At 32.6% G+C, this 20,102-nt stretch carries 15 protein-coding genes and 1 pseudogene; 15 read left to right on the top strand and 1 reads right to left on the bottom strand.

Annotated elements, in window-relative coordinates; genetic code table 11:
- The first annotated feature begins 55 nt into the window (after nt 1–55).
- Genes CVU84_04535 through CVU84_04520 form a run of 4 tightly spaced genes read left to right on the top strand, consistent with a single transcriptional unit; the run spans nt 56 to nt 3,253 of the window.
- Complete coding sequence (locus tag CVU84_04535; protein PKM96069.1) at nt 56–424, top strand: ribosome-binding factor A; 369 nt, start codon at nt 56–58, stop codon at nt 422–424.
- 3 nt (nt 425–427) lie between these two features.
- The gene (locus CVU84_04530) at nt 428–1,384 is read left to right on the top strand and encodes a hypothetical protein (protein ID PKM96068.1); all 957 of its coding nucleotides are present in this window, start codon (nt 428–430) and stop codon (nt 1,382–1,384) included.
- Nucleotides 1,385–1,413: 29 nt separating this feature from the next.
- Complete coding sequence (locus CVU84_04525; protein PKM96067.1) at nt 1,414–2,319, top strand: tRNA pseudouridine(55) synthase TruB; 906 nt, start codon at nt 1,414–1,416, stop codon at nt 2,317–2,319.
- 13 nt (nt 2,320–2,332) lie between these two features.
- Nucleotides 2,333–3,253 (top strand): hypothetical protein, encoded by a 921-nt coding sequence (locus tag CVU84_04520; protein ID PKM96066.1) that lies wholly within the window; start codon nt 2,333–2,335, stop codon nt 3,251–3,253.
- A 131-nt stretch (nt 3,254–3,384) separates the two neighbouring features.
- On the opposite strand, the gene CVU84_04515 is transcribed toward CVU84_04520, so the two are convergent.
- Nucleotides 3,385–4,728, bottom strand: a complete 1,344-nt coding sequence (locus tag CVU84_04515) for a hypothetical protein (GenBank protein PKM96065.1) — start codon at nt 4,726–4,728, stop codon at nt 3,385–3,387.
- Nucleotides 4,729–5,005: 277 nt separating this feature from the next.
- Here CVU84_04515 and CVU84_04510 point away from each other — a divergent pair, with 277 nt between their 5' ends.
- The 11 genes and pseudogenes from CVU84_04510 to CVU84_04460 all read left to right on the top strand — a co-directional run bounded on the left by CVU84_04510 (nt 5,006) and on the right by CVU84_04460 (nt 20,091).
- Nucleotides 5,006–5,269: a 30S ribosomal protein S15 gene (locus CVU84_04510; GenBank protein PKM96133.1), complete on the top strand. Its 264-nt coding sequence runs from the start codon at nt 5,006–5,008 to the stop codon at nt 5,267–5,269.
- 243 nt (nt 5,270–5,512) lie between these two features.
- Nucleotides 5,513–7,609: a polyribonucleotide nucleotidyltransferase gene (locus CVU84_04505; protein PKM96064.1), complete on the top strand. Its 2,097-nt coding sequence runs from the start codon at nt 5,513–5,515 to the stop codon at nt 7,607–7,609.
- A gap of 100 nt (nt 7,610–7,709) precedes the next feature.
- Nucleotides 7,710–8,984, top strand: coding sequence for a peptidase M16 (locus CVU84_04500; protein ID PKM96063.1), 1,275 nt, complete (start codon nt 7,710–7,712; stop codon nt 8,982–8,984).
- Nucleotides 8,960–9,409, top strand: a complete 450-nt coding sequence (locus tag CVU84_04495) for a dUTP diphosphatase (GenBank protein PKM96062.1) — start codon at nt 8,960–8,962, stop codon at nt 9,407–9,409. Before CVU84_04500 ends, CVU84_04495 begins: the two co-directional genes overlap by 25 nt.
- Before the next feature lie 24 nt (nt 9,410–9,433).
- Nucleotides 9,434–12,016 (top strand): hypothetical protein, encoded by a 2,583-nt coding sequence (locus tag CVU84_04490; GenBank protein PKM96061.1) that lies wholly within the window; start codon nt 9,434–9,436, stop codon nt 12,014–12,016.
- Nucleotides 12,017–12,161: 145 nt separating this feature from the next.
- Nucleotides 12,162–13,007 carry a hypothetical protein gene (locus CVU84_04485; GenBank protein PKM96060.1) on the top strand — a complete coding sequence of 282 codons (846 nt, stop codon included), beginning with the start codon at nt 12,162–12,164 and terminating at the stop codon, nt 13,005–13,007.
- Nucleotides 13,007–13,603: a dipicolinate synthase subunit B gene (locus CVU84_04480; GenBank protein ID PKM96059.1), complete on the top strand. Its 597-nt coding sequence runs from the start codon at nt 13,007–13,009 to the stop codon at nt 13,601–13,603. Before CVU84_04485 ends, CVU84_04480 begins: the two co-directional genes overlap by 1 nt.
- A 144-nt stretch (nt 13,604–13,747) precedes the next feature.
- A pseudogene (locus CVU84_04475) lies at nt 13,748–14,461 on the top strand (translocation-enhancing protein TepA).
- A gap of 410 nt (nt 14,462–14,871) precedes the next feature.
- On the top strand, nt 14,872–17,409 hold the full coding sequence (locus CVU84_04470; GenBank protein PKM96058.1) for a cell division protein FtsK: 2,538 nt from the start codon (nt 14,872–14,874) through the stop codon (nt 17,407–17,409).
- 36 nt (nt 17,410–17,445) lie between these two features.
- Nucleotides 17,446–19,116: a formate--tetrahydrofolate ligase gene (locus tag CVU84_04465; protein ID PKM96057.1), complete on the top strand. Its 1,671-nt coding sequence runs from the start codon at nt 17,446–17,448 to the stop codon at nt 19,114–19,116.
- 132 nt (nt 19,117–19,248) lie between these two features.
- Nucleotides 19,249–20,091 (top strand): bifunctional methylenetetrahydrofolate dehydrogenase/methenyltetrahydrofolate cyclohydrolase FolD, encoded by an 843-nt coding sequence (locus tag CVU84_04460; protein ID PKM96056.1) that lies wholly within the window; start codon nt 19,249–19,251, stop codon nt 20,089–20,091.
- Nucleotides 20,092–20,102 lie beyond the last annotated feature (11 nt).

The raw sequence follows: 20,102 nt of genomic DNA, 5'->3' as shown, positions 1-20,102 counted from the left end.
TAGCAAGAAATCTCAATATAATATAATCAGTTTTTTATAGTATGGAAGGTAAAAAATGAGAAAAGCAAATAATAGAATTACACGAATTAATGAAGAAATTAAACATGAATTGAGTAATATTATTAGAACAGGACTTAAAGACCCAAGGGTAACCCCTTTAGCTAGTGTTCTTAGAGTAGAAACAACACCAGATTTAAAACACTGCAAGATTTTTATTAGTGTTTTGGGGAATGAGGAAGTTCGTAAAAGTACAGAAGAAGGTTTGAAAAGTTCATCTGGATACATTAAAGGTGAACTAGCAAGAAAAGTGAACCTTAGGCTTACACCAGAACTCCATTTTGTTATGGATCAATCTATTGAATATGGAATCAATATGTCTAAACTAATCGATGACGTCATTAATAATGAAGGACAGGAGAAATGATAAATGCTTCTTAAGGATATTGAAGAACTTGCAAAGGACTCGGAAGATATTTATATTTTAGGGCATATGAATCCTGATGGTGATTGTGTTGGAGCGACATTAGCATTGGCTATGTTGTTAAACAAAAAAGGAATTAGGGCAAATGTTTTGTTAAAGGATGTACCAAGCACCTATCATTTTTTGCCCTTAGGAAAATGGATTGTTGATAAGGAACCAACTAAAGTGGATTTGTTAATTTCCCTTGATTGTGGAGATGTCACGAGATTTGGTGAATTTCAAAAGTGCATAGATAAAGCAAAAACTATCATCAATATTGATCATCATTTTAGCAATACGAATTTTGGTAAATATAATTATGTCGTAAGTGCTGCGAGCTCAACCTGCGAAATCATCTATGATATGATAGATGATAAGTCTTTGGTTGATGTGGACATAGCCACTGCTCTATATACAGGTATTGTTTATGATACGGGCATATTTAAACATAGCTGTACCACACAAAATACCCATAACATTGCAGGAAGCCTTATTACGTATGGTGTAGACTTTACGGAAATTATTAGCAAGTTATTCTTTTACAAATCATTAACTGGGTTGAGAGCACAAAGCAAAGCAATTGAAAATCTTCAAATGTTTTCATTAGACAAAATTGCATTGACCTATTTAACAAGAAATGAAATACAATCCTTAAATGCAACAAAGAAACATACAGAAAGCATTGTTCAGATGTTGAACGAAATTGAAAACATAGAATGTTCAGTGTTTATATATGAAACCGATTTACACGAACACAAAGTCAGCCTGCGCTCAAAAGGTGCAGTGAATGTTTGTGAAGTTGCACAATACTTTGGTGGAGGCGGACACAAGAATGCATCCGGCTTCTGTCTTGAAGGACACCTATCTACTGTTATGCAAAAAATCATATCAGTGATTAATGAACAATTGGTTATGTCATCCTGACATAACCAAATTACTTAAGAGGACCTTTTATGAAAGATGGCATTATAAATATTTATAAAGAAAAAGACTACACTTCCTTTGATGTTGTAGCTATTCTGAGAAAAAAGCTTCATATTAAAAAAATTGGACATACAGGTACCCTTGATCCTCAAGCTGAAGGAGTACTTCCTATTTGCATTGGTAAAGCAACCAAAGCAGTTGACTATTTAATAGACAAGGAAAAAACCTATGCAGCAACAATGAAATTAGGGCAGTCCACAGATACACAAGATCATACTGGCACAATTTTAGAATCTAAAGAGGTTCATTGTTCCCATGAACAGATTACAAAAGCTATTGAAAGCTTTATAGGCCCGTACAGTCAAATACCGCCCATGTACTCTGCAATAAAAATAGGTGGCAAAAGACTATATGATCTTGCAAGAGAAGGAAAAACAGTTGAGCGGCAAGCTAGAGATATTGTTTTTTATGATATATCAGATATTTCTATTGAGGGAGAGAATGTTTTTTTGAGAGTCTCTTGTTCAAAAGGAACCTATATAAGAACCTTATGTCATGATATCGGTGAAGTGCTTGGTTGTGGAGCACATATGACATCCTTAATAAGAGAGAAGTCAGGAGATTTTGAAAAACAAAATAGCCTTAAAATAGATGAGTTAGATCAGCTAATTGCAGATAATAAATTAGAAGAAAAGATCATGAGTGTAGATAGGATTTTTTTAGACTATCCTCAAGTATGTGTAAAGGAAGAATTCAACAAAGCGCTATATAATGGCAATAAACTAAAATTAGCTTATTTAGTACAACCAATAAAACTTATCGTTGAACGTCAATATAGAATTTATGATGAAAAAGATGATTTTATTGGACTATATCATTGCATTAAATCAGAAGATGATGAATTAATACTAAAGCCTAGGACGCTATTTATTTAAGGAGATCATTTAAATGGAAAAAATAGTGATGAACGATTATATGACATTACCTAAGACGGCAGTCGTATTAGGTAATTTTGATGGAATACATAAAGGGCATATGCTCTTGATTCATAAAGCAGAAGAAATAGCAAGAGAAGAAGGAATTAAAACAGCAATCTTTACCTTTTTCCCACATCCTTCGTTTGTTTTGACCGGGAAAATGCCAGTTGATCTAATTTATACAAGTCATGAAAAAGAAATGATCATGGAAAATGCAGGTATCAATTATTATATTGAATTTCCATTTACAAAACAATCTGCATCAGTTTCTTACAAACAATTTATTGAAGAAATTATTCTAACCAAGCTTAATGCGCAAGTGGTTATTATTGGGGCAGATTATAGATTTGGTAAAAACAAATTAGGTGATTACAAGACGTTGGTAGAATATTCGCAAGAATATGATTTTGATGTCATTGTTGTTCATAAGTTAAAGCATGGAGAAACCGTAATTAGTAGCACGTGGATTCGAGACGAAATTAAGGAAGGTAATCTTGATCTAGCGAATGAGCTAATGGGAAGGCCATTTTTGATAAATGGAAGTGTTATAGAGGGTAAGCATATTGGAACGGGTATTGGAATTCCAACAGCCAATATTATACCTGACGAGAGTAAGTTGTTGCCGCCTAGAGGAGTATATATTTCAAAGGTAAAGGTAAGAGGCAAAGAGTATAATGGAGTAACTAATATTGGCAACAATCCTACAGTAGATGGACAAGCCCTTATTGTTGAAACACATATCATTGGTTTTAATGAAGACATATATGGAGAAGAAATTAGTGTGAATCTGTATCACTATTTAAGACCAGAGAAGAAGTTTAATACGCTGGATGACTTGAAGACACAAATTCATTTAGATATTGATGCAATGAAACAATATTTCAATGCTTAAATAAATAAATAGTCTATTTTAATAAAATAAAAGAGACTATTTTTTTCTTTACTATGAAAGTACTGCATAAGCAATTGGAAAAGCGGCAGATAGGTAACGAGAGTTTTAACTTGGCGCAGCCGATTTTCGTGTTATTGCATATACTCAAATAAATCCTCAGCCCACTTTACAGAAGAACAGTAAATTTTAGGTAATTTATTTGAGTCAAAATGAATGCGATCACATAAGTTGACAAGGTCATGAAAATCTCCAACCTCATACAATTTAAGGATATTAAATATAGTTGCATAATCAGTATCTTCTCCTAGTAGCGTATTCTTAACTTCATCGCTTAGTGGTAGATTATGAAGGATATCTATCATGGTTGCTTCTAAAAGGACATCAATGACTGATAAGATACCAACAAAAGTAATTTCTTCAGTATGCTTTCTTAAGGATGATTCACGAGCAACTGTTTCCATGAATTGAGACCTTATGATTGCTATTTTCACGATTTCTGGTGTTTTTAGCGTAGCAATGTTTTGAAGCATAGCAAGGCTTAACCATTTCTTGAAAGAATTAATGCCAATAATAGCAAGCCCATGTTGGATTGAGGAAATATTATTAACTAAAGAGAATCTCGAATTAATAAGCTTTAATAACTTGTAAGTCAAAGTAACATCTGTTTCGATAATACCAGCAATCTCTTTGTAGTTAGGTTCTTGTGCATTGAGCTTTTCTACAAGTCTAAAATATTGATATGCAGAATCAGGCAAAGCGGTTTTCTTCATAATGACGGGCTTACTAAAGTAATATCCTTGAAAAAAGTCAAAACCAACTTTACGAGCCCATAAATATAAATCATAAGATTCTACTTTTTCAGCTAGTAGAATTTTGCCTTGTTTTTTATATTTCAGAAATATTCCAATGATTTCTTCAAGCGTATTATTTAAAAAATCTACCTTAATGATATCTGCTAGATCAATCAGTTCGGTATAGGGATAATGGAAAGTAAAATCATCGAGAGCAATCTTGAAGCCTCTTTCTTTAAAGTAAGCTAATTTGTTGAGCAAATGATTATCAGGCTTAATATTTTCAAGTAATTCTATAACTACGTGAGATTCATCTAATAATAAGGGAATGTCATTTTCTATTAGAGCCTTACTAAAGTTAATATAAGCAAATCGATTGCCAATTAAGTTATCAATCCCAAAGGAATAATAACTATTCATAAGTAGAATAGATGTGGCTATATTAGAAGATACACTATGATCAAAAAAATTGTTTTCATTTGTACGGTATAGTAATTCGTAAGCAATAACATGATTACTTCTATCAAAGATCGGCTGACGTGCTACAAATACATCCATAGGGTATTCTCCTTCTATTAATGACATATCGTGAAGTCTTCTAATTATACACCTATTGCACAAAAAATACCAGCAAACATAACAATCTATTGTTAAAATTAGCAGAACATTATCAAAGATGAGCATGCAAATAAAATATAAAATGGTATAGAATCAAAAAAAGAGCGCAAAATATTACTGAAATTATATCATTTATTTTCAGCCTATTCTGTGACAATCAATTACTTGCTTCGAATAAGAAATTATGCCAATAAAGTTTAAGGTTAATTGAAATAATGGTTTACAAAATTTATGACATATGGTAAGATATTTTGTGGAAGTAGCCGTTCCTCAGATGTTGGAGACTCCGCCCACATCTTAGAAATTGGCATAATATTATATTATAGGAGGTAGCCCCATGGTTATGGACAAAGCTACAAAGCAAGAAATTATCACTAAGTTTGGGAGAAATGACAAAGATACTGGTTCTCCTGAAGTGCAAATTGCATTATTAACGTTTAGAATTAACCATCTTACTGAGCATTTAAAAATGCACAAAAAAGATCACCATTCAAGAAGAGGATTATTAATGATGGTTGGTCAAAGAAGAGGTTTATTACAATATCTTAAAAACAATGATATTGAATCTTATCGTAACTTAATTGCAGAATTATCTTTAAGAAGGTAATAATAATATAGAGCGGAAGATTTTTTCCGCTCTATAATTTTTATCCAGTAGGAAAGTTCATCTTGCAAGCAAGAGAGAGCTTTAAAGAACACTGCGATTGTACAAAGAACGCTATAATTGTAGAAAAACAAACATTGCCTAGCCCTAAGCCCTTTAGTCATTAGTTTTTGTAATTCAATAGGGATTGAATGATAAAGACTAACGACTAAGGATTACTAGGCACAAAGTCTAAAGGAGATCATTATGTCAAGAGTTTATTCAATGGAATTAGCCGGGAGAACTTTAAGTGTTGAAATCGGCAAAGTAGCAGAACAAGCAAACGGTGCAGCTTTGGTAAGATACGGAGATACTGTTGTATTATCAACAGCTACAGCATCAGAAAAACCGAGAAAGGGTATTGATTTTTTTCCATTAAGTGTAGATTACGATGAAAGGATGTATGCAGTTGGAAAAATACCAGGAGGTTTTATAAAAAGAGAAGGTAGGCCTTCAGAAAATTCAGTTTTAACCTCAAGGGTTATTGATAGACCTATTCGCCCACTTTTCCCTGACGATTATCGAAATGATTGTGCAATTGTAAATACAGTATTATGTGTTGATAACGACTGTCAACCAGAGATAGCAGCAATGATTGGTTCATCAGTAGCGCTATCTATTTCTGATATACCATTTGAGGGACCAATATCTACGGTTATCATGGGGTTAGTTAATGGAGAAATTATTCTAAACCCTACACAAGACCAAAGAGAAATAACTGAAATGACAGTAACTGTTTCATCGACTAAGAACAAAGTCGTTATGATTGAAGCAGCAGCAAATGAAGTATCAGAAGATGTTATGATTAAATCAATTGCGAAAGCACACGAAGCCAATCAAAAGATTGTGCAATGGATTGAAGGCATAGTTGAAAAAGAAGGCAAACCAAAACATGAATATGAAAAATCAGAAGTTCCAAAAGAAATGTATGCTGCTGTAAAAGAAATCATTAGTAGTGATAGAATGGAACACGCTGTATTTACAGATGTAAAACAAATACGAGAAGACCGTATTACAGAGATCAAAAAAGAGCTTGAAGAAAAGCTTGTAGAAATAAATGAAGAGTGGTTGACTTACCTTGATGAAGCAATGTACAAGTATGAAAAAGCTACGGTAAGAAAGATGATTTTAAAAGATAACAAAAGACCAGATGGTCGTGCATTAGATGAAATCAGAACGCTTACTGCAGAAGTAGACTTTTTGCCAAAATCACATGGTACTGGTTTATTTAGCCGTGGACAAACTCAAGTATTGACAATTACTACACTTGGACCACTTTCAGAAGCGCAACATTTAGATGGATTAGATGAATTAGCAACGTCTAAGAGATATATACATCATTATAATTTCCCGTCTTTCTCAGTTGGCGAAGCAAAACCAAACAGAGGACCAGGACGTAGAGAAATCGGACATGGTGCTTTGGCAGAGAAAGCTTTAATTCCAGTATTACCTTCAGAAGCTGAATTTCCTTATGCACTACGTTTAGTTTCAGAAGTATTAAGCTCTAATGGTTCTACTTCTCAAGGTAGTATTTGTGCAAGTACATTATCATTAATGGCTGCAGGTGTTCCTATTAAGGCACCAGTTGCAGGTATCTCTTGTGGTTTAGTTACTGGAGACAATGATGATGACTATGTATTATTAACAGATATCCAAGGTCTTGAAGACTTTTTTGGTGACATGGATTTTAAAGTAGCTGGAACACATAAAGGAATAACTGCAATTCAAGTTGATATGAAGGTAAAAGGTATTAGCCAAGAAATTATCGAAAAATCAATTTTACAAACTAGAAAAGCTAGACTATATATCCTAGATGAAGTTATGTTAAAGGCTATAGATAAACCTAGAGCTGAGTTATCAGAGTATGCACCTAAAATTCTTCAAATGACAATCAATCCAGAGAAAATCAGTGAGGTTATTGGAGCTAGAGGTAAAGTTATCAATAAAATTATTGAAGATACGGGAGTTAAAATTGATATTGAAGATGATGGTAGAGTGTTTATTTGCAGCAGCAACATTGCAAAAGCAAAAGAAGCAATAAAAATTATTGAAACTATTGTAAATGGTGTTGAAGTTGGATCTGTTTATACAGGTAAAGTAGTTAGAATAACAGCATTTGGTGCTTTTGTTGAATTAGTACCTGGTAAAGATGGTTTGGTTCATATTTCTAAATTAGCGAAAGAAAGAGTAAACAAAGTTGAAGATGTTGTAAATCTTGGTGATGAAATTATGGTAAAGGTAATGGAAATTGATCAACAAGGAAGAATCAACCTATCTAGAAAAGCAATATTAGAAGAAGAATAATAATAACGCTTGCATAAAGACTAATTCCATAATGATGCAACTGTCTTGATGACAATTGCATCATTACTTATATAAAAAATAATAAATCGGAGGGTTTTTAATGGTAAAAACTGCTAGATTGAAAAATGGCATATGTGTTATTGGAGAAGAAAATAATTTTGTTCGTACCATTTCCATTGGAATATGGATACGCAACGGTTCAATAGATGAGGACGATTCTACAAATGGTATTTCACATTTTATAGAGCATATGATTTTTAAGGGTACTAACAAAAGAACTGCAAGAGATATTGCAGATGAAATGTCAGAGGTTGGAGGAAGAATCAACGCCTTTACTTCAAAAGAATATATGTGCTACTATGCCCATGTATTGGACAATCATTTTGGAGTAGCCTTAGACGTATTGTCTGATATGATTTGCAATTCTACTTTTAAAGAAGATGAAATCGAAAAAGAGAAGGGTGTAATCCTTGAGGAAATCAAAATGTGTGAGGATTCCCCTGAGGATATGGTTATGGATGCGTTAGAGCATAATGTATGGCAAGGTCATTCTCTTAGCTACAATATTTTAGGTACAGAAGAGAACGTTAGAAAATTTTCTAGAAGTGATATGTTATCCTATTTAGAAAAGCACTATATTGCTGAAAATATGGTTATATCAGTGGTAGGGAAAATGGATTTTGATAATATTTTGACCCAATTAGAGGAGAGCTTTTCTGGAATTAAAAACAATAAATCTGTTGAAAGAATTGATAACGCAACTTATCAAAAATCATTTAGTGCAAAAAATAAGGACATAGAGCAAGCGCATATTTGCTTAGCTTTTCCAAGCATTTCATATGAATCAGAAAAGGTTTATATGCTTTCGATATTGAACACAATTATTGGTGGAGGCATTAATTCAAGACTATTTCAGAGCATTAGGGAAGAGAGAGGTCTTGCTTATGCGATTTACTCATATCCAGAATCCTATAAATATGGCGGTTTATTTAATGTTTATGCTGCATCAAGCCCAGTGCAAATTGAAGAGGTACTCATAGGTATTTTAGATGAGCTTGACAAGCTTGTAAAAAAAGGTTTTAATGAAAAAGAACTAAATATGACAAAAGAACAAATAAAAAGCAATATGATTATTGGTCTTGAAAGTATGAGTTCAAGAATGTCGAATTATGGAAAATCAAAACTAATTTTAAATTCAATTAAATCTCAAGATGAAATTATTAAAAAAATCAATGAAGTAACACTTGAAGCCCTAATTGAATTTTCTAAAGAAATATTAGATCCATTAAAAATGAGTGTTTCTATTATTGGGAATTTAGAAGAAATTGACATAGAAAGGATTGAAGAAATATGCAAAAGATCAAAGTTTTCTTAGAGCAAACAGAAGAAGGATTAGATTTACCTATTCCAAAGTATATGAGTGAACTCGCAGCAGGAATGGACCTATATGCTTGTGTAGACGGGGATGAGCTGCTTCCTAAAGGTGAGATTAAGCTGATTCCAACTGGTATAAAGATAGCTTTACCTGAAGGGTACGAAGCTCAAATTAGGCCAAGAAGTGGACTTGCCTTGAAACATGGAATTACACTTGTCAACTCTCCAGGAACAATAGATGCTGATTATCGTGGTGAAATTAAAATAATTATGTTGAATGTAGGAAAAGATGATTTCATCATAAAAAGAGGAGAACGAATTGCCCAAATGGTTATTAATAAGATTGAGCAAATTAGTTGGGAAGTCGTTGATGCTCTTGAAGATAGTATTAGAGGCGAAGGTGGCTTTGGTCATACAGGTCAATAATTAACATTTAAGGAGTGGCTAGAAATGATTAAACTTATTATGGATGCGATGCTTATATCCGTATTTTGGTTTATAGCATTATTTACATTAAAGTTAGACCGTATTGAGCAGGTTATAATATCAAAACCTAAAATTATATTCGGAAGAAAAACGATACTATTAACGAAAGCAATTGTTTTGTTTTGGATGATCATTGAAGCTGGCTTGATGCTTGGAGGTAAACTAAGCTTTTTTGAATATGTAAGAACACTTTTAAGTGTTCCAATTATTTCTCATGGATTATTCTTAGTGCATCTTTTTGTACTATTTACTGCAACAAGACATTTAACTGGAAAGGCATTAGAATCAGAAAAATATTTATTAAAAGCAAACAGAAAAGCAGTAACCTTCGCCAACGGCTTAGTAGTGATTAGTATTTCAATTATTATTTTCTATTTTCAAAGTCTATATTGGGGTGAATTCAAGTATATTTATTCCAGGCAAGGTGAAATTAGTCTTGTAATTGAAGCTATCATTGACGGATTATTCATATTGATACCAGGAATACTAATTTTTATTAACGCTATCCGGTATTTGAAACAAGCTAAAATTAGAAGGCTTGCCTTTAGAATTTCTATCCCTATCATTTTATTAATGGGATTTACGCAATCTATTATGACTAAGCTAGTTGTTTTCTACGATTTTTACATCTTTATCCATAAGCTTTTTTTAGAACAATTTGGAATTAAAATTAAGAATGACCATGATGATAAGTTAATGATTGCATCATCTCTTACATTTGGATCAATAAATACAAAAATCAATGTTTATTTTTTAACTGCATATTTTTCAACCATACTCGTTTTATGGACATCCCAATCGAGTCCATTACCAATCTATTTCAGTGTATATGCAGATGGATTAAAGGTTTCATTTTTCTTTTCATTAGCGATCATGGCTTTCTGGTTTTTAGAATCGGCAGCAAGATCATTTGAGAAACTAAGTAAATTTTTTAGGATTATATTCATACCTTCCTTGTTGATTTTAACAGTAATCCCTTTCTATACCAGTTTTGCAAATTCAAATAGTTTTATTAGGACTACTGAGGTTATATCTGTTTATCATAAGATGACTCTAGCACTTGGTAGTGATAAAATTTTATTTTTTCTTTGCCTTATGTTTATGCAAGCATCTATTGCTTACATACTTCACATTGTAACAGGAGAAGCTCATAACGATCGACATTATTATTCGATATTACCTATTATTGGGATTGTTCAAGTAATGGTATTATCTATAATGTACCCGATATTTTTGATTATTCCTCCGTATACAATTTATGAAAATAGAATGGGCTTTGGAATTTTTATTATTTTGTTTTCTATAGCATTGACATTGATCATGGGTCAAACATCTTTTGACTTTTTTACCTCAAGCAAGAGCGAGTGGTCTTCCTATGTACATGATTATTGGAAGGATAGGGCTAGACTTATTTTAATCGTAGGTATTATTACAGGGTTATCATTTATTCCGGTAGGTACTATCATAAGCAATCCAATACATAACATAAATATTAAATTTGCCTGGGAACAGGACTATAATACAGACGATGAATTGTTTTTTGTCAATTCCATGATGCAAGCTAAGGATTTAAGTTACACTAATATTTTGCTTAATGACAATAAAAGTAGTTCTAAGATAATTACGATTTCTCCAGAAGATGGTCGAATATTATGGGAAAAACTATATACGGATCATTATATTAATAGTAAAGTATGGAAAAACGATACAGCAATACTTACCAAAGTCAAAAATTCAGGATTTTCAATTGTTGATTTAAAAACAGGGGTTATCATATATGATTATAGCGCGAAAAATATTGACGCTCAAAATTTAAAGGTTGAGATGAATGATAGAACCGTATTATTTACATCAGATACTGAACAATTCGTATATGACATGGATTATGGGGTAATGGAGTTAGATACCCTTGGAAATAATTATTATCAATTAATTTCAGGTGATCAATGCGCACTCATAAAAAACAATGATATTTATTTATATCAGTATGAACGATGGGAAAAAATGAGTGGTGTATATAAAATTGATGATGCGGAACTTGTTTATTATGATAAGAATGGGCTTATCGTTTTTGATAAGGAAAATATAGTGAAGTATAACTATTATTTGACTGAACAATACGAAACTATTTATAATAAAAGATTTGAACATATCATGACGAATAATAATGATTATTATACGAAGGTAGATGATGATGTTGCTTTTTATTTGTACAATAAAGATGAAGTATTTGCATATGTATTTGATACATTGAGTTTTACTTATAAGATCATTTCTTTGGAGCAGAGAGTTAAAGATTTTAAGGATTATCAAAAACTCAAATTTGTTGATCAAAAGGGTAGTTATTTCTTATATGATAGCTTTCAATTTACTCTTTATGAAAATGATAATATCTTAGCTCGACAGTGGTATCAAGTTCCATTAACAGAAATGGAGTTATCTAACGAGGATCATGCAATCGTTGGAAGTCCAATTAAAATTGGTGATAAAATTATCTGGATAGAGAAAGAAGGAATAATGCACTGTATTTCTATTCTTGTTCAATAAGCATACATTACATAATGAAAATGCATCAGTAAATTTGGTTTATTGGTGCATTTTTATTTTGCTTGCTGTGCAATTTCTTTATTGAGTTTTCTATCTGCACACAAAACAAAACATAATCATAAATTAATATTAAGAACATTGAAATCTGCGTGGTGCTTACGTGAAAAAAACAATTGGAATTATTGGAGGAGATTTAAGACAACGTTATTTGGCTAACGTACTTGAAAAGCCGGTTGTCTTTTTTGCCAATGAAAGTATTAATGAGAGAGAAACAGTGATAAAAGGTTGCAATCTTTCAGATGTTTTTTTGGAGTGTGATATTATAATCGCTCCAATTCCCTTTAGTAGAGACAAAAAACATGTCTATTCTAAATATTTTGTAGAAGTAGTATCAATAGAATCCTTTATGGCAAAGGTCACAAAAGAAAATATCATTATTGGAGGACCTTTTAATCATGAGGTTTTAACTAACCTTAAAAACCTTGGTGCAACTGTAATTGATATTACTGATATTGAAACTTTTAAAATGAAAAATGCAATTCCAACTTCTGAAGGAGTTGTTGCAGAACTTATTCATAAATTAGACTGTACAATTCATCAAAGCAAAGGTTTGATATTGGGCTATGGTTACTGTGGTAAGAGAATGGCTAAAAATTTGAATGATTTTGGAGCTTCAATAGATATTTATACTGTAAATCCTATAGAAGAAAGAGCAGTAGAAAATAATGGGTTTGGTTTGATTCGCGATTTTCTACCTAACAAAAAGTATGATTTTATTATCAATACCATTCCAAAGCTCCTAATAAATGAAGAGAAAATTTTAGAGTGCACATCACTTTTTATTGATATTACTGAGGCTTATCAAATGGATCATGATTGCTTTTTAAAAATGAGAGGAATTCCTGGTAGGTTTTCTCCAAGAACTGCAGGTATCATTATTGGCGAAATATTAAATGAATTAATCAAAAGTGTAGTAGGAGAGAATGATTAATGGATTTATTGAAAAATATTAAAATTGGTTACGCAATTTCTGGGTCATTTTGTACATTTAAAAGCATTATTGAACCCATCAAGAAACTTATTGAAGAAGGTGCTGAAGTATTTCCAATCATGTCTGAGCATGCAAGTACTATTGATACGCGATTCGGTCAAGCAAAAGAATTTGTTAGCTTACTTGAGAAATTGACTGGGAATTCAGTACAAACAAAAATTGAAGAAACTGAGCTTATTGGACCAGATAATCCATATGATGCACTCATTGTTGCACCATGTACTGGCAATACTTTTGCAAAACTGGCAAATGCGATTACAGACACATCTGTCCTAATGGCGATCAAAGCTACACTAAGGAATAATATACCGGTTATTCTAGGTATAGCTTCAAATGATGCACTAGGATTAAATATGAAAAATTTAGGAATTTTAATGAATACACCGAATATATACTTTGTACCTTTTGGACAGGATAACTTTAAAACTAAAAAAAATTCATTGGTTGCGAGAATGGATTTGATTTTTGATACATTAATGAGTGCATTAAATGGAAAGCAAATTCAACCAATTCTTATAACCTATAAAAAGGAATAAAAAAAGTTACCTTAACGCATAATATGATAAGTAAGTTTAGATTTAAATACCTTACTATTGGAAAATCCCACCTTTATTGGTATTTAGAAAACATAAAAAACTACACAGGAGGTGGTTTATGTGGATCAAGATACAAATGAAAAAATGTCAAATGACTCTGAAGATGCTATTGAAGAAGGATCACAAGAGAATGATAATCAAAACTCAAGTGATCATGTAAAGGAATATGGACAAACAGTTATAGAAAATAAGAAATTAAACAAACGTATTCATTGCTTAACTATTATTGGACAGGTTGAAGGGCATGTATGCTTGCCTCAACAAAATAAAACTACAAAATATGAACATGTATTACCACAGTTAGCCGCAATAGAAGAAGATGATAACATTGATGGGATATTAATACTCATAAATACAGTTGGAGGAGATGTAGAAGCAGGATTAGCAATCGCTGAAATGATTGCGTCATTAAGTAAACCAACTGTTTCGCTAGTATTAGGTGGAGGCCATTCTATTGGAGTACCCTTAGCAGTAGCTTCAAACTATTCATACATCGTACCAAGTGCAACAATGACAATTCATCCAATAAGAATGAATGGAACTGTAATAGGTGTCGCACAAACCTTTGAATACTTAGATAAGATGCAGGATCGAATTGTAGATTTTGTAACCTTGAACTCTAAAATTTCTACGGAACGACTTAGAGAGCTAATGTTAAATCGCAATCAATTATCAAAAGATGTAGGAAGCATAATTGTTGGAAAGGAAGCAGTAGACTTAGGTATCATCGACGAATTAGGTGGCATTAAAGATGCACTAAATAAAATCTATAAATTTATTGAAGAAAAGAATAAAGAAAAGAATGCGGAAAAAAGTATAGAAAAAACTGCAGAAAAGAATGTAGACAAAAATACAGATAAGAAAATAGAAAAGAATGTAAATAAGAATATAGACAAAAATGTAGACAAGAATGTAGATAAGAATGTAAATAAGAATATAGACAAGAATGTAGACAAGAATGTAGACAAAAATATAGACAAGAATACAGAAAAAAACAAAGAAAAGAAACAAAAGAATAATGAGTAGCATATGTAAATCCAGAGCAAACATTTGCTCTGGATTTTTAAAAACTGCATATTAAATATTAGCTTGAAATAATTGGTGAAAACAGTTAGAATATTAAATAGAGTTCTTATCTATTTTAAGGGGCAAAGTCACTTTTTGATTCTCTTAGTTCATAATTAGCATACTAATAAAGGGGGATCGTAATGGCCCAAAACAATACAAGCAAAAAAAGCACCAAGAGCGGTCGTAAAGCAATTCATTCAAAAGGAAAAAGACCGTATGTTAAAAAAGCTTCAAAAGTACATGATGAAAAGCAAGAGCTGTTGAGATATGAAATTATAGTGATGACTTTTGTAGCTATTGGATTATTTTTGATTCTATGTGTATATTTCAATATCGGTGGAATTGCTGGTAAAGGAGTAAGGAATGTGTCTTTTGGAATTTTTGGCGTTGGCGCATATTTAATTCCAATCTTTATACTTGGTTCAGCGATATTTAAAATATTTAACAAGAAAAACGAAAGACTTAATAATAAGCTAATGTTGTTGGTTCTATTGGTACCAGCATTTTCGTCGTTTATACATATTATATATATCAAAGAATCTCAAATTAATATTTATTTAATGGGAAAGAGTGCATTTTTCCCCGCCCTAGTAAATTACTTTTCAGTCTCTTCTAAACTGCATGCAGGTGGCGGATTCATTGGTGGTTTTTTTGGAGATTTTTTTGCCATGCTTCTTGGTAAAAGCGGAAGCCTCATAGTCATTTTGCTAATTAATCTATCATTGATTATATTGTTAACTGAAAAATCCTTGTTTAAGCTATTGAAATTCATTGGTGTTAAAATTCAGGAAATCAGTTCATCAACATATTCAAAAGTTGAGGATGCCATTGCTGAACGTGGTGGATCGTCACAAAAAGGCAAGTCGACTTATGCTGAAGAAGAAACGACCTATTTAATGAACATTGAACAACAAGAGACGACAAGAAAAGTTAGAGAAAATATGCTTGGTAAATCAACCATTATTGAAGATTATGATATACCTAAAGAGGATAGTAGTGAATCGTTACAAGAGTCTGAAGAACCAAAGGAACTAGAAAAAATCAGTGAAGTAGCAGAGAAAAAGAAGGAAAGTGTCCAAATTTCATTCTTTAAAGATGCGATAAATAAGCCTAATCAAGAAAAAGTTGACATGAAAGATATAGAGTCTATAAAAGGAGAAATGAAAGCTCCAATCAATAAAACCTTATATGAATATCCTCCTTTACAGCTATTAAAGGACAATCCTTTTTCAGGAGTAAGAAGTTCCAAGGAAATGCTTCATAAAAATGCAGAAAAACTTGAGCAAACATTAGAAAGCTTTGGCGTTCAAGCTAAGGTAATCAATATTAGCTATGGCCCAACTGTAACAAGATATGAATTACAACCTGATCAAGGGGTAAAGGTTAGCAAAATCGTTAATTTATCTGACGATATTGCATTAAATCTTGCGGCCTCAGGTATAAGAATGGAAGCGCCTATACCGGGTAAATCTTTAATTGGGATTGAAGTTCCTAATAAAGAAGTTAGTACAGTGCATATTAAAGAGGTAATTGATACGATAGAGTTTATGAAATTTCCTTCAAAAATTGCGTTTGCACTAGGTAAAGATATTAGTGGTGAAACGATTATTGCAGATATTGCAAGGATGCCTCATATGCTCATTTCTGGTGCAACAGGTTCAGGAAAGAGCGTTTGCATTAACACATTAATTACAAGTATATTATATAAAGCCAATCCAAATGAAGTAAAATTGTTAATGATAGATCCTAAGGTAGTAGAGTTAAAGGTGTATAATGGTATCCCCCATCTATTAATTCCCGTTGTAACCGATCCGAAGAAAGCCGCAGGCGCTCTTTATTGGGCTGTTCAAGAAATGTCGGAAAGATATCAACTGTTTGCAAATGCAAATGTGAGGGATTTGGTTGGTTATAATAAATTTACTGAACAAGATGAAGAGCTTAATAAATTACCTCAAATTGTTATTATAGTAGATGAATTAGCGGATTTAATGCAAGTTGCTGCAAAGGATGTTGAAGATGCAATTTGTAGACTTGCTCAAATGGCAAGAGCGGCTGGAATACATCTAATTTTAGCAACTCAAAGACCATCGGTTGATGTAATCACAGGAATTATTAAGGCAAATATACCTTCAAGAATTGCCTTTGCCGTTTCTTCAGGAGTAGATTCAAGAACGATCATTGATATGAATGGTGCAGAGAAATTAATAGGTAAAGGAGATATGTTATATTATCCAGTAGGTATGCCTAAACCAATAAGAGTTCAGGGAGCTTTTATTTCAGATAAAGAAGTAGAACGAGTTGTTGCATTTTTAAAAGCAAGTCAAAAAGCAAACTATAACCAAAGTATCATGGAGCAAATTTCTAAAGATCCAAAAGCAACAAATGAAAGTGAATCAACCCAAGAAGGTGACTACGATACCTATTTTGAAGAAGCACTTGAGCTTGTTATTGAAAGAGAGAAAGCATCTGCTTCAATGCTTCAAAGAAAATTTAGAGTTGGATATAATAGAGCTGCAAGAATAATTGATCAACTTCATGAAGCTGGATTTATTGGTCCAGAAGAAGGTAGCAAACCTAGAAAAGTGAATCTTACACTTGAAGATTATTATAAATTAAAGCATGAAGCAAACGAAAATGAAGCATCAGATGAGGCAGTTATTTCTGATGGTGAAGATTAGTTCGTATTAACTACATTATTATTGGAGGAACTTTTAGTGAAAACAGATATTCAAATTGCAAATGAATCAAAAATTGAACCAATTCTTAATATCGCAAAAGGTATTCGTATTTCCGAAGAGGATTTAGAACTTTTTGGTAGATATAAAGCAAAGCTTTCTGACAGTCTATGGGACAAAGTAAAGCACGAAAAGGATGGAAAGCTGGTTTTAGTTACAGCGATCAATCCAACCCCTGCGGGAGAAGGTAAAACTACAATTACAGTTGGGCTAGGACAAGCAATGGGTAAATTAGGAATTAATTCCATCATTGCTTTACGAGAGCCTTCTTTAGGACCATGCATGGGAATTAAAGGTGGGGCAGCAGGTGGAGGTTACGCTCAAGTAATTCCAATGGAGGATATCAACCTTCATTTTACAGGTGACATACATGCGGTAAGTATTACCCACAATTTATTGTCTGCTCTCCTTGACAATCATTTACAGCAGGGAAATGAACTTAAAATTGATCCAAGGAATATTGTATGGAAGCGTGTTATGGATATGAATGATAGGGCTTTACGAAATACCATAGTAGGTCTTGGTGGTAGATTACAAGGTGTTCCTAGAGAAGATGGGTTCATGATTTCAGTTGCATCTGAAGTAATGGCAATCTTATGCTTATCCAATGACTTAAAAGATTTGAAAAGAAGATTAGGAGAGATTATAGTTGCATATGATTATGATGGAGATCCAGTTACTGCCCATGATTTGAAAGCAGAAGGAGCTATGGCTGCACTGCTTAAGGATGCAATTAAACCGAACCTAGTTCAAACCTTAGAACATACACCAGTTATTATGCACGGTGGACCGTTTGCAAACATTGCCCATGGATGTAATAGTATTCGTGCAACAAAATATGCATTGAAGCTATCTGATTTAGTTATTACAGAAGCTGGTTTTGGAGCAGACCTTGGTGCAGAGAAGTTTTTAGATATAAAATGTACAAAGGCAGGGCTTAAACCTGATGCTATTGTACTTGTCGCTACAATTAGAGCGCTTAAATATAATGGTGGCGTAATAAAATCTAACTTGTCTGAAAAAAATGTTGATGCAGTAAAGAAAGGTTTTGTTAATTTAGAAAAGCATATAGAAAACTTGAAAAAGTATAAAGTACCAGTTGTTGTTACGTTAAATTCATTTGTTACAGATTCAACTGAAGAAATAAACTTTGTAAGAAATTCTTGTGAGGAAATGGGTTGTGAGTTTGCATTGGCTGAAGTATGGCAAAATGGTGGAGCTGGTGGTATTGAATTAGCAAAAAAGGTACTACATACACTCGAAACAAAAGAAAGCCATTTTCAACCACTCTATGATATCAAGGATACGATTAAAAATAAGATAAAAATAATCGCAACAGAAATTTATGGTGCAGATCATGTTAAATATAGTGGGAAAGCTTCCAAGTCGATTAAAAAAATTGAAGAGCTTGGTTTAAGTAAGCTACCAGTATGTATAGCAAAAACACAATATTCTCTGTCCGATAACCCCAAATTACTAGGTCGACCTTGTGGTTTTGAAATTGCGGTGAGTGAAGTTACAATATCGGCGGGAGCAGAATTTATTGTTGTTCTTACTGGTGATGTAATGACGATGCCTGGTCTACCTAAAAAACCAGCGGCAGAAAACATTGATATTGATATAAACGGAGTTATTTCAGGTTTGTTTTAGTTATAATAAATTTATTCAAAGGAGAGGATGGAAAAATCCACTCCTTTTTTAAAATTCTTTTTATTTTGAAAATAATGGTAAGTTATGTTATTATTATAATTGATAATAAATGAATGGTTTTGGAGGATTAAAATGAGCACAATAATAATGGATGGTAAAAAAACAGCTCAAGATATTAAAGATGAACTAAAGACGGAGGTTACACTACTTAAGGAAAACAGTATTGAACCTACACTAGCTGTGGTGTTAGTCGGTGACAATCAAGCATCACAAGTATATGTTAAAAATAAAAAACGTGCTTGCGAATATATTGGAATTAGATCTTTATCCTATGAAATGGATGGGACAACCTCTGAGGAAGCGCTATTAGAAATAATTGATGAACTTAATACTAGAAAAGATGTTCATGGTATTCTTGTTCAGTTACCGCTTCCTAAACACATTAACGAAGGAAAAATCTTACTAGCAATTGATCCTGAAAAAGACGTTGATGGTTTTCACCCAATTAGTGTTGGCAATTTAAGTATAGGAAACTCAGGATTCGTTTCTTGTACACCAGCAGGCATTATTGAGCTTTTGAAACGTTATAATATTCCGATGGAAGGAAAAAAGTGTGTTGTAATTGGAAGAAGTAATATAGTTGGTAAACCAATTTCAATGCTTTTATTAAGAGAAAATGCTACAATTACTATTTGTCATTCTAGAACCAAAAATTTAGCACAAGAATGTCAAGAAGCAGATATTATCATAGCTGCAATTGGCAAAGCGAATTTTGTTACTAAAGATTTTCTTAAGAAAGATGTTGTAATTGTAGATGTTGGTATTAATCGTTTAGAAGATGGAAAGTTATGTGGAGATGTTGCATATGAAGAGTGTTTTGATATAGCCTCCGCAATAACGCCGGTTCCTGGCGGAGTAGGTCCAATGACTATCGCAATGTTAATGAAAAACTGTGTTTTGGCAGCAACAAAATAAATAAGTTAATA

It is taken from the genome of Firmicutes bacterium HGW-Firmicutes-1, assembly GCA_002841625.1.
In the GTDB taxonomy this organism is placed as follows: domain Bacteria; phylum Bacillota; class Clostridia; order Lachnospirales; family Vallitaleaceae; genus HGW-1.
Note: the sequence above shows the minus strand (reverse complement) of the source record. Positions and strands in the feature narration are given on the sequence as shown.

Excerpts from the sequence above, each read along its gene's own strand:
- CVU84_04490 (PKM96061.1), top strand. The coding sequence starts at position 9,434 with ATGATTAAACTTATTATGGATGCGATGCTTATATCCGTATTTTGGTTT.
- CVU84_04495 (PKM96062.1), top strand. The coding sequence starts at position 8,960 with ATGCAAAAGATCAAAGTTTTCTTAGAGCAAACAGAAGAAGGATTAGAT.
- CVU84_04460 (PKM96056.1), top strand. The coding sequence starts at position 19,249 with ATGAGCACAATAATAATGGATGGTAAAAAAACAGCTCAAGATATTAAA.
- CVU84_04480 (PKM96059.1), top strand. The coding sequence starts at position 13,007 with ATGGATTTATTGAAAAATATTAAAATTGGTTACGCAATTTCTGGGTCA.
- CVU84_04470 (PKM96058.1), top strand. The coding sequence starts at position 14,872 with ATGGCCCAAAACAATACAAGCAAAAAAAGCACCAAGAGCGGTCGTAAA.
- CVU84_04505 (PKM96064.1), top strand. The coding sequence starts at position 5,513 with ATGTCAAGAGTTTATTCAATGGAATTAGCCGGGAGAACTTTAAGTGTT.
- CVU84_04500 (PKM96063.1), top strand. The coding sequence starts at position 7,710 with ATGGTAAAAACTGCTAGATTGAAAAATGGCATATGTGTTATTGGAGAA.
- CVU84_04525 (PKM96067.1), top strand. The coding sequence starts at position 1,414 with ATGAAAGATGGCATTATAAATATTTATAAAGAAAAAGACTACACTTCC.
- CVU84_04510 (PKM96133.1), top strand. The coding sequence starts at position 5,006 with ATGGACAAAGCTACAAAGCAAGAAATTATCACTAAGTTTGGGAGAAAT.
- CVU84_04535 (PKM96069.1), top strand. The coding sequence starts at position 56 with ATGAGAAAAGCAAATAATAGAATTACACGAATTAATGAAGAAATTAAA.
- CVU84_04520 (PKM96066.1), top strand. The coding sequence starts at position 2,333 with ATGGAAAAAATAGTGATGAACGATTATATGACATTACCTAAGACGGCA.
- CVU84_04515 (PKM96065.1), bottom strand. The coding sequence starts at position 4,728 with ATGCTCATCTTTGATAATGTTCTGCTAATTTTAACAATAGATTGTTAT.
- CVU84_04530 (PKM96068.1), top strand. The coding sequence starts at position 428 with ATGCTTCTTAAGGATATTGAAGAACTTGCAAAGGACTCGGAAGATATT.